We start from the raw sequence: 25,916 nt of genomic DNA on the forward strand, positions 1-25,916 counted from the left end.
CTGGGCGCGGCGCTTTCAATTGCATCGCGAGCAAGCTCGCTCCTACGGGGTTTGCCCTTGGGCAAACAGCCTGGCTGCCCGGCATGTTTGGACCATACTTGATCCACTCAACAAGGAGGAAGGCTCATGCAACGTAGCGACGTGTTGATCATCGGCGCCGGCCCGACCGGGCTGGTACTGGCGCTGTGGCTGAGCAAACAGGGCATTCGCGTACGCATTGTCGACAAGGCTTCAGCCCCCGGTACCACGTCGCGGGCGCTGGCCGTGCAGGCGCGGACGCTGGAGTTGTATCGTCAGCTCGACCTCGCCGACGCCGTCGTCAAGAACGGCCATCGAGTGGCCGCGGCCAATTTCTGGGTCAAGGGCGAGCCGGTGGCACGCTTGCCGCTGAGCCGCGTCGGCGAAGGCCTGACGCCTTACGCGTTCCTCGAAATCTATCCGCAGGACGAACACGAACGGCTGTTGATCGATCGCCTCGAAACTTTCGGCATTACCGTAGAACGCGACACCGAACTAACTGGTTTCGAGGAAATCGGCAATGGCATCAGCGCGACGCTGCGCCTGCCCGACGGTCAGCAGGAAAACTGCGAGGCCTGTTACCTGGCCGGTTGCGACGGCGCCCGTTCGGTCGTGCGCAAGACCTTGGACACCGGATTCCCCGGCGGCACGTATCAGCAGATTTTCTATGTCGCCGATGTGCAGGCCAGCGGTCCGACGTTCAACGGTGAACTGCATGTGGACCTCGACGAAGCGGATTTCCTCGCGGTGTTCCCGCTGGCAAGCAAGGGTCGTGCACGCTTGATCGGCACGGTACGCGACGAGCGCGCCAAACAGGCCGAAACCCTGCGATTCGAAGACGTCAGCGGCCGGGCCATCGAGCATATGAACGTCAAGATTGAGCAACTGAACTGGTTCTCGACCTACCGCGTGCATCATCGGGTGGCGGATCACTTCCGCACCGGGCGTGCGTTTTTACTGGGCGACGCCGCTCATGTGCACAGTCCCGCCGGTGGTCAGGGCATGAACACCGGGATTGGCGATGCAATCAACCTGGCGTGGAAACTCGCGGCAGTACTGAGCGGTGGCGCCGAGGCACAATTGCTCGCCACCTATGAAACCGAACGCATCGCGTTTGCCCGCAAACTGGTGGCCACCACCGATCGGGTCTTCACGTTCGTCACCGCCGAAGGACGCATGGCCGACTTGTTGCGCACACGCCTGGCGCCATTCCTGATTCCGAAAATGGCCTCGTTTGAAACATCCCGCGAATTTCTCTTCCGCACAGTGTCGCAGATCACCCTGAACTACCGTGGGATGCCCCTGAGCACTGGCGTTGCCGGGCACGTTCATGGCGGCGACCGCCTGCCCTGGGCGCATGATGGCGAGGGGGACAATTTCGAACCGCTGAAGTGTCCGACCTGGCAGGTGCATGTGTATGGCGACACCAGTGACGAAATGATCGCCTGGTGCCACGAGCATCATCTGCCGCTGCATGTGTTCGACTGGCGACCGGCGTTTGAATCGGCAGGCCTGGGGCGCAATGGTTTTTATCTGTTGCGGCCGGATACATATGTGGCTATTGCCGAAACGTGCTCCGATCCGAAGGTGATCGAGCGGTATTTCCGGGATCACGGGATCCGGCCGTTTTTCGGCAAGTCCTGAAAACACCAGTCCATTGTAGGAGCGAGCCTGCTCGCGATGGTCGTCAACGATAACGCGGCTAGCCTGATACCCCGCGGCGATCTCGGGTTTTTCGTCGGAACGCCGCCCGGAGCAGGCTCGCTCCTACAGGGTTTTGCGTAAATCAGTTAGAGAGGGGTTTCGGGATTTCCAGCCCGCGCTTCACCGCCGGTCGCTCCAGGAAACGTTCCAGTACCCGCGTGACGTTAGGAAAGTTCTGGATACCCACCAGATCGCCGGCCTCATAGAAGCCGATCAGGTTGCGCACCCACGGAAGGGTGGCGATATCGGCAATGGTGTAGCGCTCGCCCATGATCCAGTCCCGACCTTCCAGGCGTTTATCGAGCACACCCAGCAAACGCTTGCTTTCTTCAACGTAGCGATCTCGGGGACGCTTGTCTTCGTAGTCCTTGCCGGCGAATTTGTTGAAGAACCCGAGCTGGCCGAACATCGGACCTATCCCGCCCATCTGAAACATCAGCCACTGGATGGTTTCGTAGCGTGCTGCCGACTCCTGGGCCAGCAGTTGCCCACTCTTGTCGGCCAGGTAAATCAGAATCGCCCCGGACTCGAACAGCGGTAACGGCTGGCCCCCGGGCCGTGGGGATCGAGGATGGCGGGGATCTTGTTGTTGGGGCTCAACGACAGGAATTCGGGGGACATCTGATCGTTGGTGTCAAAACCTACGCGGTGAGGCTCATAGGGCAGACCGATCTCTTCGAGCATGATCGAGACCTTGACGCCGTTGGGGGTCGGCAAGGAGTACAGCTGAATCCACTCCGGATACTGGGCCGGCCATTTTTGGGTGATGGGGAACGCAGACAAATCGGTCATGGGGAGGATCCACGAGAAATTGAGAATGCCGATCATAATGTAGATGACGCGGGGTGCGACGTCCGGCGCCATCAATATCGCTGATGGTCAAGATCGAAAGAGATCACAGCGCTCTTTCGCGCCATTGCGTGTAATGTGTCCACAATTTCGCAATATCCTGTCGATAACCTTTACACCAACCGTTTAAGGTTACCGGTACATTGCTTCGCCCGTGGCCGGAATAGAACCAAATGGGCGTCAGAGGACTCTGAGCACTGCCCCTTTGAAAACGGACTGGCTTAATGACATGGAAAACACCCGACGCAGGAAATTCGCGGTGTCAAGGTATGTCAGCCTTAACCCAACACGCTGAAGAACTCATTTGTCCATGACGAATTTTCTGAAACTCGCCAAACGCTTTAAACATCGCGCCTATATTTTCCTGCCCGCCTTGCTGGCGGCCGGCGCGTTGTTCATGTTGATGGAGTCGCGCGAAAGTCGCGCGCAGCCGGCGGACGGCACCCAGACGCTGGTGTTCCTGCGCCACGCGGAAAAGCCGGCCGGCGGCCTGGGCCAGCTCAATTGCCAGGGCCTGAACCGCGCAATCGATCTGGCTACCCTGCTGCCGGAAAAATTCGGCAAGGCCAATTATGTATTTGCCGCCAACCCGACGCGTAATGTCGAGGAAGGCGAACTGGACAACTCCTACAGTTACCTGCGTCCATTGCTGACAATCAGCCCCAGCGCGATCAAGCTCGGCTTGCCGGTGAACATCGAGTTCTCGGCCAACGACACCGACGACCTGGCCGAAGAACTGCTCCACGACAAGTATCACAACTCGGTCATCTACACCGCCTGGTCCCATGGTTATTTGCCGGCACTGATCAACAAGGTCGCCGGGGAAGCCGTCGGCCAGAAGCAGACGATCACCGAGGATTGGGAATCGAACGACTACGACTCGCTATACGTGCTGACTCTGACCTGGCACAACGGCAAGGCCAGCCTGGTGAGCCGCAGTTACAAGCAAGGGCTGGATAACGGGCCGCAGACTTGCCCGATCTGAGTTTTGTGGTGGCTGTTCCGGCCCCTTCGCGAGCAAGCCCGCTCCCACATTAAACCGCATTCATTCTGGAAAAATGCGATCAAATGTGGGAGCGGGCTTGCTCGCGAAGAGGCCGGCAAAACCAACCTCACTCTCGCTGACTCACCCTCTCGCGCAAATACTCGATAACCGCCCCCGCTCCCCCGCAAACTCGATCCGCACCCCTTTCTTCTCCCGCTGAAACGCGTACATCGGGTCGTAATACTCAACCAGCAACCCCTCGATCCAGCCCCGGTGCAAATCCACCGCGCCGCTGCGTCCTTGCTCCGCCAATGCCTCTTCCATCAATACCAGCATCCGTCGATGGCGCTCGCCGCCCAGGCGCTTCTGTACGTTGTCCAGGCTCGCGAGCATGCGTTCGCAAAACAGCACAAAGCCTTCATCGCCATGCACATGGATGAACTCGGCACACAAGTCCACCACGTAATCACGCAGGATCCGTTCGACCCGCCCTTGCAGGCTGTCTTCGAGCCAGACCATCGCAAACTGCTGCATGCCCTGATACAGCGGCAATGGCAATGCGCAACGGCCGATCGCACGGTTCTCGTCTTCCAGCACGAATTGTTCGATGCCGTGGGCGCGCTTCTTCAGCAGGTCCACCGCCAGGCGATTCTCAAAGTCGATATTGGACGGTTGGCCGGTGGCACGTTTGCCGAAACTGGAGCCGCGATGATTGGCGTGACCTTCAAGGTCCAGCCCGTTGTGCAATTGCGTGAGCACTTCGGTTTTCCCGGTGCCGGTCATGCCGCCGAGCAACACGAAATCGCACTGGGCAATGGCTTGGTCGACCGTCTCCAGCAGGAAATTACGCATAGCCTTATAGCCGCCAGCGACTCGGGGATAATCGATGCCCGCCTCGGCCTTGAGCCACTGCTGGACGATCTGCGAACGCAAGCCGCCGCGAAAACAATACAAAAACCCATCGGGATGCGCCCTGGCGAAGTCCGCCCAGGCCTGGAGGCGTTCGACCTTGACGGCGCCGGACACCAGTTGATGACCCAGCTCGAGAGCGGCTTGCTGACCCTGTTGCTTGAAGCAGGTGCCGACCCGTTGCCGCTCGTGATCGTTCATCAGCGGCAGGTTGACCACACCGGGGAAAGCGCCCTTGGAAAACTCGACTGGCGCGCGGACATCCATCATCGGCCGGTCGTTGAGGAAGATGTTGCGGTAGTCGGCGCATTCGACAGACATCAGGACACCTCGACGGCGTGGCTCTGTCGTTCGACCAGTTCGCCGATGGGTTCAAGGTTCAGGCCCAGTTCGGCGGCCACTTCAAGGAACTGTTGATTGCCCTCGGGAGTGACCGCAACCAGCAGACCTCCACTGGTCTGCGGGTCGCACAGCACGCGTTTGTGCAGTTCCTGAAGTCGCCCCAACTTGCTGGCATAGCTGTCGAAGTTGCGTAAGGTGCCGCCGGGAATGCAGCCCTGTTCGAGGTAATACTCGACACCCGGCAGACGCGGCACCCGGTCGTATCGGATACGCGCGGTCAGCTTGCTGCCATCAGCCATTTCCACCAGATGCCCAAGCAGCCCGAAACCGGTAACGTCGGTCATCGCCGTCACGCCGTCGAGCTTGCCGAAGCGGCTGCCGGGTTTGTTCAGGGTGCACATCCAGTCGCGCGCCAGGCCGATGTCGGCGGTGCGCAACTTGCCCTTCTTTTCGGCGGTGGTAAGGATGCCGATGCCCAGGGGCTTGGTCAGGTAAAGCAAGCAGCCAGCGGTGGCGGTGTCGTTGCGCTTCATGTGGCGTTTTTCCACCAGGCCGGTGACGGCCAGCCCGAAGATCGGTTCCGGCGCGTCGATGGAGTGTCCGCCAGCCAGTGGAATGCCCGCCTCGTCGCACACCGAACGGCCGCCACGAATCACTTCGCGGGCAATCTCCGGCGCCAGCACATTGACCGGCCAACCGAGAATCGCAATCGCCATCAACGGGTCGCCGCCCATGGCGTAGATATCGCTGATGGCATTGGTCGCGGCGATGCGGCCGAAATCGAAGGGATCGTCGACGATCGGCATGAAAAAGTCGGTGGTCGAGACCACGCCGCGCTCTGCGTCAATCGAATAGACCGCCGCGTCATCGCGCGAGGCGTTGCCGACCCAGAGCTTCGGGTCCAGATTCTGCGCGCCGCTGCCGGCCAGAATCACTTCCAGAACCTGAGGGGAAATCTTGCAACCGCAACCAGCGCCATGGCTGTACTGGGTCAGGCGAATCGGCTCGCTCATCGCATGGATCTCTTGGGATAGGTGCGACCGATTCTAGCCCTGTGGGAGCGGGCTTGCTCGCGAAAGCGGTGTGTCAGTCAATGCATGTGCCGATTGATACACCGCTTTCGCGAGCAAGCCCGGCTCCCACATTGATCAGGGTTACGGCAGCAGAATCACTTTATCGCCGCTACCCTGATTCACCTGCGCATAGCGCTCCAACCCCTCGGCCAATGGCGACTCGAACAATCCTTGTGGCAATGGCAGCAAATCCTGATCGAAGAATTTGCCGAACTGATCGAGCATCGCCGCGCAGGCTTGTACGCCGTACAGCAACGAGTTGATACCCACCACCGATCCGCCTTTGCGATACAGCGCCAGTGCCGGCAACTGCACCATGCCATCTACCGGTGCGGCGATGATGGCGATGCGCCCGAACGCGGCAAGTGCCGCGACGGAGGCCGGCAGCCAGAAGCCGGTGGTGTCGAAAATCACGTCAGCGCCACCGCTGAAAACGGCATTTACCTGTGCACCCAAATCCTCGGGCTTATCGAGTTGCAGTGTCTGATAACCCTGGGCCTGCAAGTCCTTGACCTGCTCCGGCCGGCGCGCCGCCGCCAGCACCTGGGCGCCACGCACTTTCGCCAAGGCCAGCGCGGCATTGCCTACCGCCCCGCCGCCGATCACCAGCAACCGGGTTTGTGCCGTCACCAGGCTGCGCTCCAACGCATCCCACGCCGTGGTGTAGGGCACGCCAAGGCTGGCAGCTTGAGCGAAGCTCAAATGTGTGGGTTTAAGGGCCACGCCATTGGCCGGCAGTTTGACGAATTGCGCATGGGAGCCGTCGGCGAAAAAGCCCAGCTCACGGCCAGTGCCCCAGACCTGCTGGCCGATCAGCGCTTGCGGGCCCTCAACGACGATGCCGGCGAAGTCACGACCGGGAATGCGCGGCAAGGTGGTGTAGGGAAAGCGTCCCAGTACGTTTTTCACATCGCTGGGTTAAGGCCGGCCGCCTTGATCTCGACCAGCACTTCATCGGCGCCGGGAACGGGGGTTGGCACCTCGACATAGCGCAGGGCCGAGAGATCGCCGGTTTTATCGAACTGTAGTGCTTTCATGGGGGGTTCCATCGAGTAGATAAACAGGGTTCAGGAGACCCAGCCCGCAACCAGTTGCCGGCCCATCGGCCAGAGCTTTTCCCCGGCCAGCATGCCGAGCAGGCCTATCAGCGCGATGGCCGGAGGTGCGGGTGAACGAAAATCCAGGGCGCCGTAGAGCAGACCGACGCTCAGACCGATAACCAGCGAAATGAAGTAGCTCATGGCAGACTCCGTAGGCAATTGAGGTATGCCTGAAAGTCTAAATCGTGGTCCCGGCGAGCAACGGTCAAGCGCTTCTGAATTCCGGCCAATTTACCGCAAGACCTGTAGGAGCGAGCCTGCTCGCGATGGACTACAAAACACCGCGTTTAACCAGAAAATACGCGTTATCGTTAACGTCCATCGCGAGCGAGCTCGCTCCTACAAGGGCCAGCGGCAAATTGCGAAGGCGCGACACCCAGTTCGCGGCGGAACATGTCGCTGAAGCTGCTGGGGGAATAACCCAACTCCCGCGCGATGGCACTGACCGGCACACCCTGGATCAACTCGGCCGCCGCCGTCGCCAGTTGTACCTGGCGCCGCCACTCGGCGAAACCCATACCCAGGCCATCCTTGAACAACCGCGCCAAGGTACGCACGCTGGCACCGGCATTTTCGGCGTGTTGTTCGAAGGGAATGTCCAGCGAGGGCTGGGCCATGACCGCCTGACACAGGTTCATCAGACGCCGGTCGGAATCGTCCGGTAGCGCGATTCTCATCAGCGAACGCCTGGCCCGCTTCAGCTCCAGCAGCGCCAGCCCCACCAATGCCTCGTAATACTCCGGGGCACCGTCGTTGCCCTGCTCCACCAGACCCACGATCAACTCGCGCAACAGCCCGCCCACTTCAATTACCTGCACATTGTCATCAAGCGTTGCAGCCAGTGAGGGTCGCAGGTAGATGTTGCGCATCTGCAGGTCGGAAACCACGCGAATCCCGTGGGGCACGCCCGGCGGCAACCAAACGGCCCGTTGCGGCGGCACCACCAGTGCCTCGTGGGGCGTCTCGACCCACATCACCCCGCTCATCGCATACAGTAACTGCCCCCAGACATGCTCGTGCGGCTCGATGAACAACCCGCGCGGATAGGTACGCGCCAACGGTTGCACGGGCACATCGGTGTCACTCAAATCGGGTGGCGCGGCAAGAGCCATGGGCAATAATCATTGGGGTTGGGGGGGAAGCTACATGTTAACCAGACGCTACACCTGCCGCCAGCGAACGCAACCGTCTGCCAATCCGACTGAATTTTCCGCGAGGCCAGCGATCCGTTTATTTACGACAGGGAGGAATACAGGCCAAATGAACAATGCAAAACTCTTCGTCATCGAATACACCCTTCATGGCGCCCCCAAATCGTTCATTATCCGCCTGGATAAAATGGACAACGCCGAGGCTTGGCATTGGGCGAGTTGCGACGCGGGAATCGGCAGGATTCCACGCTTTGGCCGGGAAAAGGTGCAAAAGACCAGCAAGCCGATGGCAGAGAAGTTCGGCGTGGAAAACGTCAAATGGCGGCCGGCGAACTGACGCCTCGCAGCCTGGAGATGGAGCCCGACCGGGCTCCGTTGTTCTGTGCGTGATCCCTATCAGCCATGGGCGCACTTGCAACCTTGATGGGCGCATTCTTCACCGTGCTCGTGGTGCTTGGCACAAGCCTCACAGCAAAAGTGCTTGCCGTGACGCACGATCGGATGTTCACCGAGCTTGCAGTTGCATTTAGGACAGTCACATTTACGGTCATCGGTCATGGAGCTGACTCCTTGTGTAGTGGTCGTCGGGGCTGGACAACAACCCGTGTTAACAGTGTAGGAGCTGCCGCAGGCTGCGATCTTTTGAAGTTGAAGATCAACTGTAGGAGCGAGCCTGCTCGCGATGGACGCAAGGACACCGCGGGCTTTCAGGATGCCCGCGTCATCGTTGACGTCCATCGCGAGCAGGCTCGCTCCTACAGGTCAGGCAGTGTCTGTCAGATCCGGAATTGCCCGACCAGACTGCCCAACCGCTGCCCCAGATCAGCCAGGCTTCGCGATGTCTGCGCACCCAGTTGAGTCTCGCCGGCAACGTTATCCACCGCCACCGCAATCTGATGCACGCTGCGATTGATCTCTTCAGCCACAGCGGTCTGCTCTTCAGCGGCACTGGCGATCTGTGCGTTCATCGAATTGATGGTGGCAATCAGTTGCGCCATGGTGTCCAGGGACGCGCCGGCTTCGTTGGCCTGGGCCGAAGTGCCGTCACCGGCCTCGCTGGAACGGCGCATGGCTTCCACCGCTGACTGGGTGCCGGCCTGCAAGCGGTCGATCATGCCCTGGATTTCCTGGGTGCTGATTTGCGTGCGACTGGCCAGTGCCCGGACTTCATCGGCCACCACCGCAAAACCACGCCCGGCTTCACCGGCGCGGGCCGCTTCGATGGCCGCGTTGAGCGCCAGCAGGTTGGTTTGATCGGCGATCGAGCGGATCACCCCGAGCACGCTGACAATCGACGACACGTCTTTTTGCAGACTGTCCAACGACACGCCACTGCTGCGAATATCATCCACCAGCGCATGAATCTTCACGATGCTGCCGGCCACCACACGCTTGGCGGCCTGGCCTTCTTCATCGGTCTGCTGGGCGGCCACCGCGGCGTTTTGCGCGCTCTTGGCCACTTCCTGGGCGGCGGCCGACATTTCATTGATCGCCGTGGCGACCTGATCGGTCTCGTGCCGCTGACGCTCCATGGCCTGGTCCGAGCGGTGGGCCTGGTCGGAGACCTGATTCACCAGCCCGGTCAGTTGCGAGGTCATTTCGGTGATCTGGCGCACTAGGCCGTGGATCTTGTCGACAAAGCGGTTGAACGAACCGGCCAGCTCGCCCAGCTCATCCTGGCTGGTGATGGTCAGACGCCGGGTCAGGTCGCCCTCGCCCGCCGCGATGTCGTCGAGGTTGGCTTTCATCAGGTTCAGCGGACGCAAAATGGTATTGGCCAACAGCATCCCCGCCGCGGCAATCAGCAACAGCACCACCACGGCCACGCCGACAATACTCAGCACCACGCCTTGCATGCGCTCCTGAACCTTGTCTTGGACCACGGCCACTTGCGCCTCAATGCCATCGAGATTGACCGAGGTACCCACCGCCATGTCCCACTTCGGCAGGTATTCGGTGTAGCCGAGCTTGGGCACCAATACCTGGTTATTGCCCGGCAGCGTCGATGTGTATTGCAGGTAATGTGTTCCGTCTTTGGCGACTTTCACCAGGTCGCGGTTGTAGTAGACCCCGTTCGGATCGCGGTTGTCCCTGAAGCTCTGGCCCACGCCTTCGGGACTGTTGGCCTTGAACAGGCGCACGGTGTTGGAATCGTAGCCGAAGAAGTAGCCTTCCTTGCCATAGGCGATGCTCGACAGCAACTTGATCGCCTGGGCGCGCGCTGCGTCGTCGCCCTGAGCGGCGGCGTCGTACAGCGGTTTGATCGTGGTCATGGCGACGGCAACGTAGCTTTGCAGGGTAGCCTTGGCATCGCTGAGCAGGCGCTCGCGGGTTTCCTCGACTTCGTGACGAGCCTGGCCCTGGAGGATGAACAACGTCGTCAGGCTGATGACCAGAGCAAAGAGCAACACCGGGAGGACGGCAAGGGACAGGACTTTAGCCTTCAGGCTCATGCGCATGACGTTCACTCTTTTGATTTTATTGTCGTGGTTAAAGGCTTTAACGGCACGCCAACAAAAAACTGTAGGAGCACGGCTTGCCGGCGATGGCGTCCTGAGATTCAACATTGATGTCGACTGGTACACCGCTATCGCGAGCAAGCTTTGCTCCTACAGGGTTCCCTGGTTAGAGGACCATCGCCGCCAACCAGCCAAACGCCAGCAGCGGCAGGTTGTAGTGCAGGAAGGTCGGGACCACGGTGTCCCAGATGTGGTGATGCTGGCCGTCGATGTTCAGACCGGAGGTCGGGCCGAGAGTGGAATCCGAGGCAGGCGAACCGGCGTCACCGAGGGCGCCTGCGGTGCCGACGATGCACACGATGGCGATCGGGCTGAAGCCAAGCTGCATGCACAACGGCACGAAAATCACCGCCAGGATCGGTACCGTGGAAAACGACGAGCCGATGCCCATGGTCACCAGCAGCCCCACCAGCAACATCATCAGCGCGCCAATGGCTTTACTGTGATCGATCCACGCGGCCGACGCTTCGACCAGTGTCTGCACTTCTCCAGTGGCCTTGATCACTTCGCCGAACCCGGAAGCGGCGATCATGATGAAACCGATCATCGCCATCATCTTCATGCCTTCGGTGAACAGGTCATCGGTATCACGCCACTTGACGATGCCCGACAGCGAAAAAATCAGGAAGCCCACCAGCGCGCCGATGATCATCGAATCCAGCAGCAACTGAACAATGAACGCCGCCGCGATGGCCAGGCCTGCGACCATCAGACTCAACGGGTTGTATTGCACTGCGACCTGTTCCACTTGCTCGATCTTTTCCAGGTCGTAGACACGTTTTTTGCGATAGCTGATAAACGCCACCCCGAGCCCGACCAGCATGCCCAGCGCCGGAATGCCCATGGCATGGGTGACGTTGATGTCGCTGATGTCCACGCCGCTGCGGGCGACGTTGGCCAGCAGGATTTCATTGAGGAAGATGTTGCCGAAGCCCACCGGCAGGAACATGTAAGGGGTGATCAGGCCGAAGGTCATGACGCAGGCGATCAACCGGCGGTCCAGTTGCAACTTGGTCAGCACGTATAAAAGTGGCGGCACCAGCAACGGAATGAACGCGATATGTATCGGCAAGATGTTCTGCGAGGCAATGGCCACCACCCAGAGCAGGCCGATCAGCAGCCATTTGACCTGACCGCCACCGGTGGCGTGCTGGCGGTCGACCATCGCCAGCGCCTTGTCGGCCAGGGCGTGGGCCAGGCCGGACTTGGCAATGGCCACGGCGAAAGCACCGAGCAACGCGTACGACAATGCCACCGTCGCCCCGCCGCCCAGGCCGCTGTTGAAGGCCTTGAGCGTCGCCTCGATGCCCAGGCCTCCGGTCAGGCCGCCCACCAGCGCGCCGACGATCAGCGCGATGACCACATGCACGCGCGACAAACTGAGTATCAGCATGATGCCGACCGCGGCAATCACTGCATTCATTTCGTTACCTCAAGACAAACGGAAAGACTCCGTCCGGCAGTCTGCGAGAGCCGCCAGCGGATTTAAGGAATGGGTTTTATTAGAGGGCGCGCACTGTGCCGCAGCATCACCGCCTTGTCAAAGCGAACGCGGTCCCCTGTAGGAGCTGGCTTGCCAGCGAAGACGGCCTTGAAAATGGCGCACTTCCCGAAGGCCCCTTCGCTGGCAAGCCAGCTCCTACAGTGTGTTTGATATTCGACGGGAGGGATAAAGAAAGCCAAATCCCGGCCGCTACAGTGCAAAGTCTCAGATATTTATCGAATAAAAGGACGTCTCCATGTCGCTCAGACAACTTTCCATTCAATGGAAAATCACCCTACTGGCCGGGTTGTGCCTGGCGGGCATCGTGACCCTGCTGGTGGGTCTTTCGCTTTATCGCATGGAGCACAGCTCCGAACTGGTGAAAGCCTCGAGCATGGAGATGTTGACCGAAGCCGCCCAGGCGCGGATCGAGTCCCAGGGTGAAAACCAGGCGCTGGGCATTCGCCAGCAGTTCATGGACGCCTATCAATATGGCCATGGTTTTTCGCGGCAGGTGCTGTTTCTGCGTGATCAGGCCGAGAAGCGCTTTCTCGATGCCTTCGACCTGCGCGAAGACCTGACGCGCCAGGTCAAGTCGGCCCTGCAAGCCAACCCGGATTTACTTGGGCTGTCCCTGGTGTTCGAACCCAACGGGCTAGACGGCAAGGACGAGCTATTCGCCGGCCAGAGTGACGTCGGCAGCAATGAAAATGGGCGCTTTGCCTTGTACTGGTCGCAACCGACGCCAGGAAAGCTGACCTCCATGCCACTGCCGGAAAAAGACATCGCCGATACCAGCACCGGCCCCAGCGGCGAAGCGGCCAATGCCTGGTTCACCTGCCCACGCACCCGCCTCAAGCCCTGCGTGATCGAACCGTACTTCTATGTGATTGACGGCCAGAACGTGCTGATGACCAGCATCGTTTTCCCGTTGATGGTCAACGGCAAGGTCATCGCTTCGCTGTCGGTGGACATCAACCTCAACAGCCTGCAAGCGGTCAGCCAGAGCGCGAGCAAGAAACTCTATGACGGCCAGACCAGCGTCAGCATCGTCAGCCCGGCCGGTCTGCTCGCCGGCTACAGCCCGGATGCCAGCAAGCTCAGCCAGCGCCTGGAGGCCGTGGACCAGCGCAGCGGTGCCGAGCTGATGCGCATGCTCGCCGCCGCCAGCAAAATCACCAGCCTGCACAGCGATCATCAACTCAAGGTGTTGGCGCCGTTCCAGCCGATTCCCGGCGGTAAAGCCTGGGGCGTGTTGCTCGATGTGCCGGAGAAAGTCCTGGTCGGCCCTGCCGAAGCACTGAAGAAGCAACTGGATGAAAGCAACACCGCCGGCACCCTGACCGAACTCGGCCTGGGTGTGCTGGCCGCGTTGATCGGCCTGTTGCTGGTGTGGTTGATGGCCCGCAGCGTGACCAAACCAATCCTCGGCGTGGCGCATATGCTTGAAGACATCGCCAGCGGCGAAGGTGACCTGACCCGACGCCTGGCCTACGACAAAAAGGATGAACTGGGCCAGTTGGCCGGCTGGTTCAACCGTTTCCTCGACAAGCTGCAACCGATCATCGCCGAGGTCAAACGCTCGGTGCAGGATGCGCGCAGTACAGCGGATCAGTCATCCGCCATCGCCACCCAGACCAGTGCCGGCATGGAGCAGCAATACCGTCAGGTGGATCAGGTCGCCACCGCTTCACACGAAATGAGCGCCACAGCGCAGGACGTCGCTCGCGGCGCAGCCCAGGCAGCCCAGGCCGCGCGCGACGCCGATCAGGCAACCCGTCAGGGCCTGACCGTGATCGACCGCACCACCACCAGCATCGATAACCTTGCCGCCGATATGAGCGCGGCGATGGTCCAGGTCGAAGGTCTGGCCGCCAACAGCGAGAAGATCGGTTCGGTACTGGAAGTGATCCGCGCCATCGCCGAACAGACCAACCTGCTGGCGCTCAACGCCGCGATCGAAGCGGCCCGTGCCGGTGAGGCCGGGCGCGGCTTTGCCGTGGTGGCCGATGAAGTGCGCAATCTGGCGCGGCGCACTCAGGAGTCGGTCGAAGAAACCCGACTGGTGATCGAACAATTGCAGAGCGGTACCCAGGATGTGGTGGGTTCGATGGGCAACAGCCATCGCCTGGCCCAGGGCAGCGTCGAGCAGGTCGGCCAGGCCGTGACGGCGCTGCGACAGATCGGCGACGCGGTCACCGTGATCAGTGACATGAACCTGCAGATCGCCAGTGCCGCCGAAGAACAAAGTGCTGTGGCCGAAGAGATCAATAACAACGTGGCGACCATTCGCGATGTGACCGAGTCGCTGTCGGGACAGGCCAATGAATCGGCGCGGGTCAGTCAGTCGCTCAACAGCCTGGCCAATCAACAGCAGAGGTTGATGGACCAGTTCCGCGTGTAACCCACACCCTCCCCCTGTAGGAGCGAGCATGCTCGCGATGGACGATCTGGCACCGCGGGCATTCAGGTTCCCCGCGTTATCGTTGACGACCATCGCGAGCATGCTCGCTCCTACAGGTTCTGCGTCTGCCGTGATGGCGAGTGGATATCTACCCAAAGCCGATTATGCTTTTAGAGACCTTGCAGCGATGTGAGGCCGTCAGTTCGTGTCCAAAAACAAGAACAACGGAGAATTCTAATGGCGGTTATCGACGGCACAACCTCGGGCAGCGCGCCCCACTACGGGGTCTCCAGGGAAGAGCGCAAGGTTATTTTCGCTTCCTCCCTGGGCACCGTGTTCGAATGGTACGACTTCTACCTCTACGGCTCGCTCGCCGCGATCATCGCCAAGCACTTCTTTGCCGGTGTCAACGAGACCACTTCCTTCATCTTCGCCCTGCTCGCGTTTGCCGCAGGCTTTGCCGTGCGGCCCTTCGGGGCGATTGTGTTCGGCCGGCTGGGTGACATGATCGGGCGCAAACACACCTTTCTTATCACCATTGTGATCATGGGTATTTCAACGGCGGTGGTGGGTTTTCTGCCCGGCTACGCAACCATTGGCGTGGCGGCGCCGATCATCCTGATCAGCCTGCGCCTGTTGCAAGGCCTGGCCCTGGGCGGTGAGTACGGCGGTGCGGCGACCTACGTGGCCGAACACGCGCCGAAAGGCAAGCGCGGCTACTTCACCTCGTGGATTCAGACCACTGCGACCCTCGGCCTGTTCTTTCGCTGCTGGTGATCCTCGCCTGTCGCACTGTACTCGGTACTGAAGCTTTCGAGGCGTGGGGCTGGCGCATTCCGTTCCTGCTGTCGATCCTGCTGCTGATCGTCTCGGTGTACATCCGCCTGCAACTGAGCGAGTCACCGGTGTTCCTGAAAATGAAGGCCGAAGGCAAGGCTTCCAAGGCGCCGCTGACCGAGTCCTTCGCCCGCTGGGACAACCTCAAGATAGTGATCATGGCCCTGCTGGGCGGTACCGCCGGCCAAGCCGTGGTTTGGTACACCGGGCAGTTCTACGCGCTGTTCTTCTTGCTGCAGACGCTGAAGATCGACCCGCAGACCGCCAACCTGCTGATCGCCGGTTCGCTGCTGATCGGCACGCCGTTCTTCGTCATATTCGGCAGCCTGTCGGACCGCATCGGTCGCAAGGGCATCATCATGGCCGGCTGCATCCTCGCGGCGGTCACGTATTTCCCGATCTTTCATGCGCTGACCCAATACGGTAACCCCGACGTGTTCATCGCGCAGGAGAAGAATCCGGTCACGGTGATTGCCAATCCCGACCAGTGTTCGTTCCAGTTCGACCCGGTAGGCAAGGCCAAATTCACCAGCTCCTGCGACCTGGCCAAAACCGTGTTGGCGAAGCGGGCCATCCCCTATAAGAATCTGAAGGCCGAGCCCGGCACCGTTGCGCAGGTGCGCATCGGCGAGAAAGTGATCGAGAGCTTCGAGGGCACCGGCATGCCGGCCGCCGACTTCAAGACGAAGAACGACGCTTTCACCGCCACGCTCGCCACCGCTCTCAAGGATGCCGGCTACCCCGAGAAGGCCGACCCGGCCAAGACCAACTACCCGATGGTGCTGCTGCTCCTGACGATCCTGGTGATCTACGTGACCATGGTCTACGGCCCGATCGCCGCCTGGCTGGTGGAACTGTTCCCGGCGCGCATTCGCTACACCTCAATGTCCCTGCCCTACCACATCGGCAACGGCTGGTTCGGCGGCTTCCTGCCGACGGTGGCATTCGCCATGGTCGCGGCCACGGGGATATCTACTACGGGCTGTGGTACCCGATTGTCATCGCGGTGATGACGGCCGTTCTGGGGATTTTCTTCATGCCGGAAACCAAGGATCGGGAGATTCATCACACGTGACTGCCCACTCTCTTAAGGGTTAACACAATCCAATGTGGGAGCGGGCTTGCTCGCGAATGCGGTGTGTCAGACAACATCTTCATTGACTGATACACCGCATTCGCGAGCAAGCCCGCTCCCACAGGTTCGGTGTCCCGTCAGTTAGATCTCAGGTGCGCTTGGGCAGTTTGATCAACACTCTCAACCCGCCCCAATCGCTCCCCTGCAACCGCAAAACCCCGCCCCAGGTGTCGACGATGTCACGCACGATGCCCAGGCCCAGACCATGACCATCGGTCTGTTCATCCAGCCGTGTGCCGCGGCTGAACACTTGATCACGGGAATCTTCGGGAATGCCCGGCCCGTCGTCCTCCACACTCAGCTCAAACCCTTCTGCGGTCTCACTCACACCCAAGCGAACCTCGGCATCCGCCCATTTGCAGGCGTTGTCCAGCAGATTGCCTAGTAATTCCAGCAAATCTTCGCGATCCCACGGCAACTGCAGGCCGGCCGGCGCCCGATAACTCAAGTCCAGGTGTTGGCCGTGGATCATGTTCAGCGTCGCCAGCAAACCCGGCAATTCGGCGTCGCAGTCAAACAGTGCGCCGGGCAGTGCGTCGCCGGATAACCGGGCGCGGTTGAGTTCGCGGTTGAGGCGCTGCTGGACCTGTTCCAGTTGCGTCTTGAGGATCTTGCGCAGCTGCGGATGCGCGTCGAGTTGCTCGCTTGAAGCCAGGCTTAAAAGCACCGCCAAAGGGGTTTTCAAGGCATGACCAAGATTGCCCAGGGCATTGCGCGAACGCTTGAGGCTGTCTTCGGTATGGGCCAGCAAATGGTTGATTTGCGCCACCAGCGGTTCCAGCTCCACCGGCACCTGATCATCGAGTTGCGAGCGCTGGCCCTGTTGCAACTGCGCGATCTGTTCGCGGGCCTTTTCCAGTGGCCGCAAGGCGCGACGCACGGTGATCCGTTGCAGCAGCAGAATCAGCAGCAACCCCGTCACCCCAGTCCGAGACCGACCTGCCGCATCCGCTGGAAGCTCTCTCGCACCGGGGTGTAATCCTGCGCCACGCTGATGGAGATCGACTGACCCAGGCGACGATAGTCCGAACGCAACACCAGCAGCTGCTGACCCTCGGGGCCTAGTTGCAAGTTGCTGTGCAGACCGGGATGGTCGAGGGGCGGCAATTCCTGATCCCACAGTGAACGGGAGCGCCAATGGCTGTCGGCAAAATCGATACGGAAGTAATGCCCGGAAAACGGTCGTTGATAGGCCGGCGCCAGGTGTCGTTCATCCAGCTGCAAACCCTGCGGGCCGCGCACGAGCGCCACCAGCAAGTTCTCGCTGTCGTTGCGCAGCCCGGCTTCGAGATAGCGCTGCAAGCCCAGTTCGAACAGCCACAGGCTGGTTTGCGCCAGCACCAGGCCGACGACCACCATTACGCTGATCAGGCCCAGGCTCAAGCGGCGCTGGATCGACCTCACCGTGCCTGCCCACCAAACAGATAACCCTGGCCGCGACGGGTTTCGATCACGCTGCGCCCCAGTTTGCGTCGCAGGTGATTGACGTGGACTTCCAGCACGTTGGAGTCGCGCTCGGTTTCACCGTCGTAGAGATGTTCGGCGAGGTGGCTTTTGGAGAGGATTTGTTCCGGGTGCAGCATGAAGTAACGCAGCAAGCGAAATTCGGCGGCGGTCAGCTGAATGTCCGCGCCATCGCGGACCACGCACTGGCGCCCCTCATCCAGGTGCAGCCCCGCAGCCTTGAGCGTGGGTTGATTGACCTGGCCATGGGAGCGGCGCAGCAGCGCCTGGACCCGCAGGTGCAGCTCTTCAGGATGAAAAGGCTTGGTCAGATAGTCGTCGGCACCGGCCTTCAGCCCTTCGATGCGTTCGGCCCAGGAATCGCGCGCCGTGAGGATCAGCACCGGCGTGGCCAGCCCGCCCGCACGCCACTGCGCCAGCACCTCGAGCCCCGGCAAACCTGGCAGGCCGAGGTCGAGGATGATCAGGTCATAGGGTTCGCTGCTGCCCTGATACACCGCGTCACGACCGTCGGCCAGCCAGTCCACGGCGTACCCTTGGCGATTGAGGCCGGCCATCAGTTCGTCGGCCAAGGGCACATGGTCTTCCACCAGGAGCAAGCGCATCGGTCAATCTTCCTTGTCTTTGAGTAAACGGCCGGTGGAGGCATCGAGTTCAAGCTCACGGACCACGCCTTCTGCGGTCAGCAATTCGACTTCGTAAATGTAGACGTCGTGCTTCTCTTCAAGCTCCGCTTCCAGCAGTTTGGCGCCCGGATAGCGGTCCAGCGCCTGTTGCAGCAATTGTTCGAGCGGCAGGATCACCCCTCGCTGGCGCAGGCGCAGGGCTTCGTCCTGGTCCAGGCCACGGGCCATGACCACCGAGCAGACAGCCAGAAGCGCCAGCACCAGCCAACGGCTAGCGCGTCGATGAGTAAAAGAAAGCAGCGTCATTACGAATCCTGATGATCCTTGAGAATCTGCCCGCTGACAGCGTCTAATTCCATGTCCATGTATTTTCCACGTGTTGCCTGCGAAGGGCACCATAGCGATATGAACTTAATTGAAACTGAATGGCCATCATCGGACAGGGTTTTGTGGTCGCCATCAATGGTTGTGGCAACAAAAAACCCTGTGGGAGCGGGCTTGCTCGCGAAGGCGGTGTGTCAGTCACCATTAATGCCGATTGATACACCGCCTTCGCGAGCAAGCCCGCTCCCACATTAGAACGCGTTTACAATTCTGCCTGCGTGCCAATATTCGAGACCCGCATGACCGCCATCCACATCAAATTCCCTTCCCTGACGATCAAGGCCGGTCCGCGTGCTTTTGCGCGCATTCGTGAACACGGACTCAGCGCCGTCGATGTCGGTACGCTGCCGGGCGCCGCGGGTGGGCCGAAGGCGCTGGGGATTCAGGGGCTGGACCTGGCGTTGTTCGGCGAATGGCTGCCAGCGGCGCCACGGGAGCGCTCGCTGATTGGTGCATCGGTCGGTTCCTGGCGTTTCGCCAGCGCCTGCCTGCCGGACGCCGCCGAAGGCATACGCCGTCTTGGCCGGCTCTACACCGAGCAGAACTTCGCCAAGGGCGTGACCATGGCGCAAATCAGCCAGAGCTCGCGGCGCATGCTCGATGACTTGCTCGACGGCCGTGATGCCGCCTCCTCGACAACGCCCATTACCGCCTGAACATCATGGTGGTCAAAAGCCAAGGCCTGCTGGCGGACGATCATCGCGGCCGACTGGGCCTGGGCCTGTCGTCGGTAATCGCCGATAACTTGCGCGGTCGCGCGCGGCTGTCGCGGCACTTCGAACGGCTGATCATCCACGATCCGCGCCTGGCGCCGCCGGTCAATGCGCTGAACGACTTCCCGTCGCGCTTCGTGCCACTGGATGCTGGCAACCTGCGCCAGGCCCTGCTCGCCTCGGGATCGATCCCCATGGTGATGGAAGGCGTGCGCGACCTGCCGGGTGCCGGCGCCGGCACGTTCCGCGACGGCGGCCTGCTGGACTATCACCTCGATCTGCCCTACAGCGGCAACGACATCGTGCTCTACCCGCATTTCACCGACCGGGTAATTCCGGGTGGTTCGACAAGACCCTGTTATGGCGTCGCGCCTGCCCGACACGCTTGCAGGATGTGCTGCTGTTGGCGCCGTCAAAGGAATACCTGTCGCGCCTGCCCTACGGCAAACTGCCGGACCGCAACGACTTCAAGCGCTTTATGGGCGACGCCCCGAGCCGGCAGAAATACTGGCGCACGACGATGGATGAAAGCCGCCGGCTGGGGGATGAGTTTCTCGAACTGGCCGCCAACGGTCGCCTTGGCGAACGCTTGCTGACCCTTTAGTCAGGACAAACTGGTAAACTCGTCGCCTGTCAAAATTGCCCCAGCGTCGCCACGGCGATCGCCACCTGAACAGAGCTGAAACCACTGTGGAAATTTTCAAAGAATTCACCTTCGAATCCGCCCACCGCCTGCCCCACGTCCCGGACGGCCACAAGTGCGGGCGCCTGCACGGCCACTCGTTCAAAGTGGCGATTCACCTGAGTGGCGATATCGATCCGCATACCGGCTGGATCCGCGACTTCTCGGAGATCAAGGCGATCTTCAAGCCGCTGTATGAGCGCCTGGACCATAACTACCTGAACGATATTCCCGGTTTGGAAAACCCGACCAGTGAAGTGCTGGCCAAATTCATCTGGGCTGAACTCAAGCCGCTGCTGCCAGAGCTGAGTGCAATCCGGATTCACGAGACCTGCACCAGCGGCTGCATCTATCGCGGCGAATAAACCAGACAACACTGCCCCCTGTAGGAGCGAGCCTGCTCGCGATGGACGTCAGAACACCGCGGATTGCCAGATACCCCGCGTTATCGTTGACGCTTTTCGCGAGCAGGCTCGCTCCTACAGTTTGTCAGGGAAATAGAGAACAGCCTTCAACGGCTGTTTTTTTATGCCTATGCTTTTTGGCTCTCCCCGCCAAGAGGACACAACCATGACTGACTGGCCATTGGCTCAAACCTACCGCTTCAACGGACAATCCGTTCGCTACGCAGTACGGGTGACGGCCCGCCCTTGGTGTTCGTGCATGGCACGCCCTTCTCTTCTTATGTCTGGCACCGAATCGCCCCGCACTTCATCACCACGCACCGGGTGCATTACTTCGATCTGCTGGGCTATGGGCAATCGGAAAAACCCGACGGCGATGTCTCGCTCGGGTGCAGAATCAACTGTTGGCGCAGCTGCTGGAGCACTGGGGCCTGGATCGCCCCGACGTGGTGGCCCACGATTTTGGCGGCGCAACGGCCCTGCGTACCCACCTGCTCAACGGCAAGGATTACCGCAGCCTGACACTGATCGACCCGGTGGCGCTGACGCCCTGGGGCTCGCCGTTCGTGCAGCATGTGCGTCAGCATGAGGCCGCGTTCAGCGGCTTGCCCGACTACATCCAGCGGGCGATCGTGCCGGCTTACATTCGCGGGGCGATCCAGCGTGAAATCCCGGACGATGAACTTGCCCCGTACGTGCAACCGTGGCTGGGAGATCCGGGGCAGGCGGCGTTCTATCGGCAGATCGCACAGATGGACGAGCGCTACACCCGCGAAGCCGCGGTGTTGTATCCGACGATCCGCTGCCCGGTGCAGATTCTCTGGGGCGAGGACGATCAGTGGATTCCCATCGAACGCGGGCGCGCCTTGCAGGGCATGATTCCCGGGCGCAATTTCACGCCATTGCCAACGCCGGTCACCTGGTTCAGGAAGACGCGCCGAGGCCATTGTCGCTGCGCTAATCCGATTTCTACCCGAACCAAAATCCCCCTGACGAAACAGAATCCCTGTGGGAGCTGGCTTGCTCGCGAAGGCGGTCTGGCATTCAACAATGATTGTGACTGACACGGCCTCTTCGCGAGCAAGCCCGCTCCCACATTTGGTCTGTGTACATCAATGCCACTGGCGGGGATTGCCACCACCGAGCTAACGTAGGAGTACTGACCACCAGCTTTATAAAAGGACTCTCCCGATGCACATCATCAACGCCCGGCTGCGCAACCAGGAAGGCCTGCATGAGTTGCACCTGGAAAACGGCCTGATCACCAGCATCGCCCGGCAAACCGAGGCCCCGACCCTGGGGCCTGAAGATCTGGACGCCGGGGCAACCTGGTGGTGCCACCCTTCGTCGAGCCGCATATCCACCTCGACGCCACCCTGACCGCCGGCGAGCCGCGCTGGAACATGAGCGGCACACTGTTCGAAGGCATCGAGTGCTGGGGCGAGCGCAAGGCGACCATTACCCTGGAAGACACCAAAACCCGGACGAAGAAGACCATTCAGAGCCTCGCCGCCCACGGCATCCAGCACGTGCGTACCCACGTCGACGTCACCGACCCGCAGCTGACCGCCCTGAAAGCGATGCTCGAAGTGCGCGAGGAAAGCCGCCACCTGATCGATATGCAAATCGTCGCCTTCCCCCAGGAAGGCATCGAGTCGTACCGCAACGGCCGGGACTTGATGGAAGAGGCGATCCACATGGGCGCCGATGTGGTGGGGGGCATCCCGCATTTCGAATACACCCGCGATCAGGGCGTCAGCTCGGTGAAGTTCCTGATGGACCTGGCCGAGCGCACCGGTTGCCTGGTGGATGTGCATTGCGATGAAACCGACGACCCGCACTCACGCTTTCTCGAAGTACTGGCCGAAGAAGCTCGCAGCCGCGACATGGGTTCGCGGGTTACCGCCAGCCACACCACGGCGATGGGCTCCTACGACAACGCCTACTGCGCCAAACTGTTTCGCCTGCTCGGGCATTCGGGGATCAGTTTTGTTTCCTGCCCCACCGAAAGCATTCACCTGCAAGGGCGCTTCGATAACTTTCCGAAACGTCGGGGTGTGACCCGAGTCAACGAGTTGCTCGAAGCCGGCATGAACGTGTGTTTCGGCCAGGACTCGATCGTCGACCCGTGGTATCCGCTGGGCAACGGCAACATCTTGCGGGTGCTCGAAGCCGGTCTGCATATCTGTCACATGCTCGGTTATCGCAACCTGCAAAGCGCGCTGGACCTGGTCACCGACAACAGCGCCAAGGCCCTGGCCCTGGGTGATCGCTACGGCCTTGTCGCGGGACGGCCGGCGAATTTGCTGATCCTTTCGGCGCAGAGCGACTACGAGGTAATCCGCAGTCAGGGTTTGCCGCTGTACTCGGTGCGCGGCGGCAAGGTGCTGATGAAGCGCACGATGCCGGTGGTGGAGTTCAGTGATCTGAGCTGAGATTTGCATTGGCTGGGCTGACGCCTTCGCGGGCAAGCCTCGCTCCTACAGAATTAACACACCTCCCGTAGGAGCGAGGCTTGCCCGCGAAGGCGATCTTAAATTTAACCCACCAACCGAGCCGTACCAAACAGGCTGACCCGACTCAACTCCCCCTGCTCCTCTTCCAGCAAAATCGGCGCCGTCCCCCCGGCATCACCACCTTCACTTCCCCGGCACTGACCCAACCGACCCGCCACGCGGCACAAGCCACCGCCGTGGCGCTGGTGCCCGAAGACGCGGTCGGCCCTTCGCCGCGTTCGAACACCCGCGCGACCACTCGCTGCCCGGACTCATGCATCGCCCATTGCAGGTTGATCCCGGCCTGACACGGTCGCCCCGCGCCCGCCGGCATGGCGTAAGCGATACGCATCAGCCCTTCGGACAATACCGATTCACGCATCTGCTCATTGCTCGGCAAGGCATCCGCGCTATCCACAAGGGTCACGCAGTGCGGATTGCCGACACGCGCAAACTGACTGCGCGACCATGCAGCATCAAGTGAAGCCAACGGCTGCACATGACTGAGTTCTCGACCATTGAACACCACGCTTTCAACACCGTGAGCACTGACCGCTTGCGGCCCGAATCCTGGCTTGCCCAAATCCAGCCAGAACCCATTCACGCCTTCGACCTGCGCCGCTTTCACCGACGTCTCCCCCGGTGAAAGCACATCGGCCTTGTCGTGATGAACCCTGAGAACACATGCCTCGTCCCTCGGCAAAAGCCCCTGATCGCTGAGCGCCTGGGAGAAAATCGTCAGCCCGTTGCCGCTGCGCTCGGCCAAGGTGCCGTCGGTGTTAACGATCAATAGATCAAAGGGAGGGGACGACTGGAACGGGCCGACCAACAAACCATCACTGCGATGATCCTTGCTGCCGGGCGGTTGCGTGCCTGGGGCCCAGGAACAGCATGCCTCGATGGCCGCCAACGCCCATGTTTCGAGGGTTTGCGCAGCGTCGCTGGCCTGATCGGGCAAGGCGATTGCGTTGCGGCGCAAGTCTTCTGGCGCCACAACTATGTAGATATTGCCCCGTGCATCGTACATCTGCGCCATGGCGCCCTCCCTGCTGGAATGATCGGTCTGGCTCAACATATCGCGAAACACGCTCTGGCTGTGCAAGGATGTACGGACGCTGATCGAACCCTCGCCGCTCGATCACTGTCCTTAAGGGACGCGACTTTTTTGCCAAGGATTGATATGACCAACCTCAACAACCAGAGCTCATTCGTTCCGGGGCGCCTGGAACAAATGTCCACGCGCATCGCCTTTTTCATCGCAGGCTTAGGCATTGCCGCGTGGGCACCACTGGTGCCATACGCCAAGGCGCGGGCCGGGCTGGATGAAGGCACGCTCGGTCTGTTGCTGCTGTGTTTGGGGGTGGGCTCGATTCTGGCGATGCCCATGGCCGGGCTTCTGGCAACGCGCTTCGGTTGCCGCAAAGTGGCGACCGGCGGGACGTTGTTGATCTGTGTGGCACTGCCGTTGTTGGCGACGGTGTCGTCGATCCCGGCGCTGATCGCGGCGTTGTTTCTGTTTGGCGCGGGCCTGGGCACCGTGGATTCGACGGTGAACCTGCAAGCGGTGATCGTCGAGCGGGCCAGTGGCAAGAACATGATGTCGGGCTTCCATGGCATGTTCAGCCTGGGCGGGATCGTCGGCGCGGCGGGCGTCAGCGCGCTGCTCGGCCTCGGGCTTTCGCCGCTGGGTGCCACGCTGGTGGTGATCATCTTGCTGCTGGTCGCACTGGCGAAAGCGGCTCCTCACCTGCTGCCTTATGGCAGTGAACGTTCGGGGCCGGCGTTCGCCGTTCCCCATGGCATCGTGCTGTTCATCGGCGGGATGTGCTTCATCGTATTCCTCACCGAAGGCGCGGCGCTCGACTGGAGCGCGGTATTCCTGGCGCAGGAACGCGGGATCGATAAGGCCTATGCCGGATTGGGTTACGCGGCGTTTGCGCTGACCATGACCGTGGGCCGCTTGACCGGTGATTCGATCGTGCATCGTCTTGGCGCGACGCGAGTGATTGTCTTCGGTGGGGTGACGGCTGCAATCGGGCTGTTTCTGGCGACATTCGCCCGAGCTGGGAAGCGGCGCTGCTGGGCTATGCACTGCTGGGCGTCGGCTGCTCGAACATTGTGCCGGTGCTGTACACCGCCGTGGGCAAGCAGACGGTCATGCCAGAGAGCATCGCTGTGCCGGCCATTACCACTCTCGGCTACGCGGGGATACTTGCGGGACCTGCAGTGATCGGGTTTATCGCCCATGGCAGCAGCTTGAGTTTTGCCTTCGGTCTGATGGCGGTGTTGCTGCTGGCGGTGGCTATCGGTGGGAAAGTGTTGAAGGTCTGAAAGCATCGCTGTAGGAGCGAGCATGCTCGCGATGGTGGTCGACGATGACGCGGGCTGCCTGATTAACCGCAGTGCTCTCAGGTGTTTCGCGAGCATGCTCGCTCCTACAGTTGACCCGTATCGAACACAAATCTGCTGTGGGAGCGAGCCTGCTCGCGAAAGCGGCCAACCCGATCTATCGGAACCCGACGCTGGCCTGTACGAAGAACGTGCGCGGCGCCCCGACATACATGCCTGAGTTGTTATCGCTGGAGCGGGTGAAGTACTGCTTGTCGAAGATTTTTTTCAGCCCGCGTCGTTGCAGTCGC

At 60.9% G+C, this 25,916-nt stretch carries 12 protein-coding genes and 14 pseudogenes; 11 read left to right on the top strand and 15 right to left on the bottom strand.

Annotated features, from left to right (window positions below):
• Positions 1-126: 126 nt before the first annotated feature.
• Entirely contained in the window at positions 127-1,662 is a 1,536-nt protein-coding gene (locus CES87_RS27055) for an FAD-dependent oxidoreductase (RefSeq protein ID WP_128608518.1), read from the top strand.
• A 142-nt stretch (positions 1,663-1,804) separates the two neighbouring features.
• On the opposite strand, the pseudogene CES87_RS27060 reads toward CES87_RS27055, so the two are convergent.
• Positions 1,805-2,514 (bottom strand): annotated as a pseudogene (locus CES87_RS27060) (glutathione binding-like protein).
• 367 nt (positions 2,515-2,881) lie between these two features.
• Between CES87_RS27060 and CES87_RS27065 the strand changes: the two are divergent.
• Positions 2,882-3,556 (top strand): histidine phosphatase family protein, encoded by a 675-nt coding sequence (locus CES87_RS27065; protein ID WP_128608519.1) that lies wholly within the window; start codon positions 2,882-2,884, stop codon positions 3,554-3,556.
• A 127-nt stretch (positions 3,557-3,683) separates the two neighbouring features.
• Here the strand turns inward: CES87_RS27065 and mnmH are convergent.
• From mnmH to CES87_RS27090, 5 genes and pseudogenes are all read right to left on the bottom strand, one after another.
• Positions 3,684-4,786 (bottom strand): annotated as a pseudogene (gene mnmH / locus CES87_RS27070) (tRNA 2-selenouridine(34) synthase MnmH).
• Positions 4,786-5,820 carry a selenide, water dikinase SelD gene (gene selD, locus CES87_RS27075; RefSeq protein ID WP_128608520.1) on the bottom strand — a complete coding sequence of 345 codons (1,035 nt, stop codon included), beginning with the start codon at positions 5,818-5,820 and terminating at the stop codon, positions 4,786-4,788. The pseudogene mnmH and the gene selD overlap by 1 nt, the downstream one beginning before the upstream one ends.
• A gap of 141 nt (positions 5,821-5,961) precedes the next feature.
• Positions 5,962-6,917, bottom strand: a pseudogene (locus CES87_RS27080) (zinc-binding alcohol dehydrogenase family protein).
• Between the two features lie 30 nt (positions 6,918-6,947).
• The gene (locus CES87_RS27085; RefSeq protein ID WP_128608521.1) at positions 6,948-7,121 is read right to left on the bottom strand and encodes a DUF1427 family protein; all 174 of its coding nucleotides are present in this window, start codon (positions 7,119-7,121) and stop codon (positions 6,948-6,950) included.
• A 170-nt stretch (positions 7,122-7,291) separates the two neighbouring features.
• Positions 7,292-8,092, bottom strand: a complete 801-nt coding sequence (locus CES87_RS27090) for a helix-turn-helix domain-containing protein (RefSeq protein ID WP_128608522.1) — start codon at positions 8,090-8,092, stop codon at positions 7,292-7,294.
• Between the two features lie 148 nt (positions 8,093-8,240).
• On the opposite strand from CES87_RS27090, the gene CES87_RS27095 reads away from it, so the two are divergent.
• Positions 8,241-8,468 carry a DUF6555 family protein gene (locus CES87_RS27095; RefSeq protein ID WP_074880815.1) on the top strand — a complete coding sequence of 76 codons (228 nt, stop codon included), beginning with the start codon at positions 8,241-8,243 and terminating at the stop codon, positions 8,466-8,468.
• Between the two features lie 59 nt (positions 8,469-8,527).
• Here the strand turns inward: CES87_RS27095 and CES87_RS27100 are convergent, their stop codons facing one another.
• From CES87_RS27100 to CES87_RS27110, 4 genes and pseudogenes are all read right to left on the bottom strand, one after another.
• Entirely contained in the window at positions 8,528-8,689 is a 162-nt protein-coding gene (locus CES87_RS27100) for a metallothionein (RefSeq protein ID WP_128608523.1), read from the bottom strand.
• Positions 8,690-8,907: 218 nt separating this feature from the next.
• Positions 8,908-9,729, bottom strand: coding sequence for a methyl-accepting chemotaxis protein (locus CES87_RS34600; protein ID WP_371858270.1), 822 nt, complete (start codon positions 9,727-9,729; stop codon positions 8,908-8,910).
• A gap of 36 nt (positions 9,730-9,765) precedes the next feature.
• A pseudogene (locus CES87_RS34605) lies at positions 9,766-10,698 on the bottom strand (cache domain-containing protein); the annotation flags it as partial.
• A gap of 58 nt (positions 10,699-10,756) precedes the next feature.
• Positions 10,757-12,073, bottom strand: a complete 1,317-nt coding sequence (locus tag CES87_RS27110; protein WP_128608525.1) for a Na+/H+ antiporter family protein — start codon at positions 12,071-12,073, stop codon at positions 10,757-10,759.
• 535 nt (positions 12,074-12,608) lie between these two features.
• Between CES87_RS27110 and CES87_RS34610 the strand changes: the two are divergent.
• The 3 pseudogenes from CES87_RS34610 to CES87_RS27120 form a co-directional block, all read left to right on the top strand.
• Positions 12,609-13,679, top strand: a pseudogene (locus tag CES87_RS34610) (HAMP domain-containing protein); the annotation flags it as partial.
• A gap of 345 nt (positions 13,680-14,024) precedes the next feature.
• A pseudogene (locus CES87_RS34615) lies at positions 14,025-14,537 on the top strand (methyl-accepting chemotaxis protein); the annotation flags it as partial.
• Between the two features lie 237 nt (positions 14,538-14,774).
• A pseudogene (locus CES87_RS27120) lies at positions 14,775-16,449 on the top strand (MFS transporter).
• A 148-nt stretch (positions 16,450-16,597) separates the two neighbouring features.
• On the opposite strand, the pseudogene CES87_RS27130 reads toward CES87_RS27120, so the two are convergent.
• The 3 genes and pseudogenes from CES87_RS27130 to CES87_RS27140 all read right to left on the bottom strand — a co-directional run bounded on the left by CES87_RS27130 (position 16,598) and on the right by CES87_RS27140 (position 18,905).
• Positions 16,598-17,913, bottom strand: a pseudogene (locus CES87_RS27130) (sensor histidine kinase).
• Entirely contained in the window at positions 17,910-18,578 is a 669-nt protein-coding gene (locus tag CES87_RS27135) for a response regulator transcription factor (protein WP_128608527.1), read from the bottom strand. Before CES87_RS27135 ends, CES87_RS27130 begins: the two are co-directional and overlap by 4 nt.
• Positions 18,579-18,581: 3 nt before the next feature.
• The gene (locus CES87_RS27140; RefSeq protein ID WP_128608528.1) at positions 18,582-18,905 is read right to left on the bottom strand and encodes a PepSY domain-containing protein; all 324 of its coding nucleotides are present in this window, start codon (positions 18,903-18,905) and stop codon (positions 18,582-18,584) included.
• A 317-nt stretch (positions 18,906-19,222) separates the two neighbouring features.
• On the opposite strand from CES87_RS27140, the pseudogene CES87_RS27145 reads away from it, so the two are divergent.
• From CES87_RS27145 to codA, 4 genes and pseudogenes are all read left to right on the top strand, one after another.
• Positions 19,223-20,300: pseudogene (locus CES87_RS27145) on the top strand (patatin-like phospholipase family protein).
• 86 nt (positions 20,301-20,386) lie between these two features.
• Entirely contained in the window at positions 20,387-20,743 is a 357-nt protein-coding gene (gene queD / locus CES87_RS27150; RefSeq protein WP_047527439.1) for a 6-carboxytetrahydropterin synthase QueD, read from the top strand.
• Between the two features lie 205 nt (positions 20,744-20,948).
• Positions 20,949-21,775: pseudogene (locus CES87_RS27155) on the top strand (alpha/beta fold hydrolase).
• A gap of 198 nt (positions 21,776-21,973) precedes the next feature.
• Positions 21,974-23,217: pseudogene (codA, locus tag CES87_RS27165) on the top strand (cytosine deaminase).
• 104 nt (positions 23,218-23,321) lie between these two features.
• On the opposite strand, the pseudogene CES87_RS27170 reads toward codA, so the two are convergent.
• A pseudogene (locus CES87_RS27170) lies at positions 23,322-24,313 on the bottom strand (diaminopimelate epimerase).
• Between the two features lie 144 nt (positions 24,314-24,457).
• On the opposite strand from CES87_RS27170, the pseudogene CES87_RS27175 reads away from it, so the two are divergent.
• Positions 24,458-25,608: pseudogene (locus CES87_RS27175) on the top strand (MFS transporter).
• Between the two features lie 175 nt (positions 25,609-25,783).
• Here CES87_RS27175 and CES87_RS33730 read toward each other — a convergent pair.
• Positions 25,784-25,900 (bottom strand): annotated as a pseudogene (locus CES87_RS33730) (hypothetical protein); the annotation flags it as partial.
• Positions 25,901-25,916 lie beyond the last annotated feature (16 nt).

The sequence above is a fragment of the Pseudomonas sp. ERMR1:02 genome, assembly GCF_002277815.1.
Taxonomy (GTDB): Bacteria; Pseudomonadota; Gammaproteobacteria; order Pseudomonadales; family Pseudomonadaceae; genus Aquipseudomonas.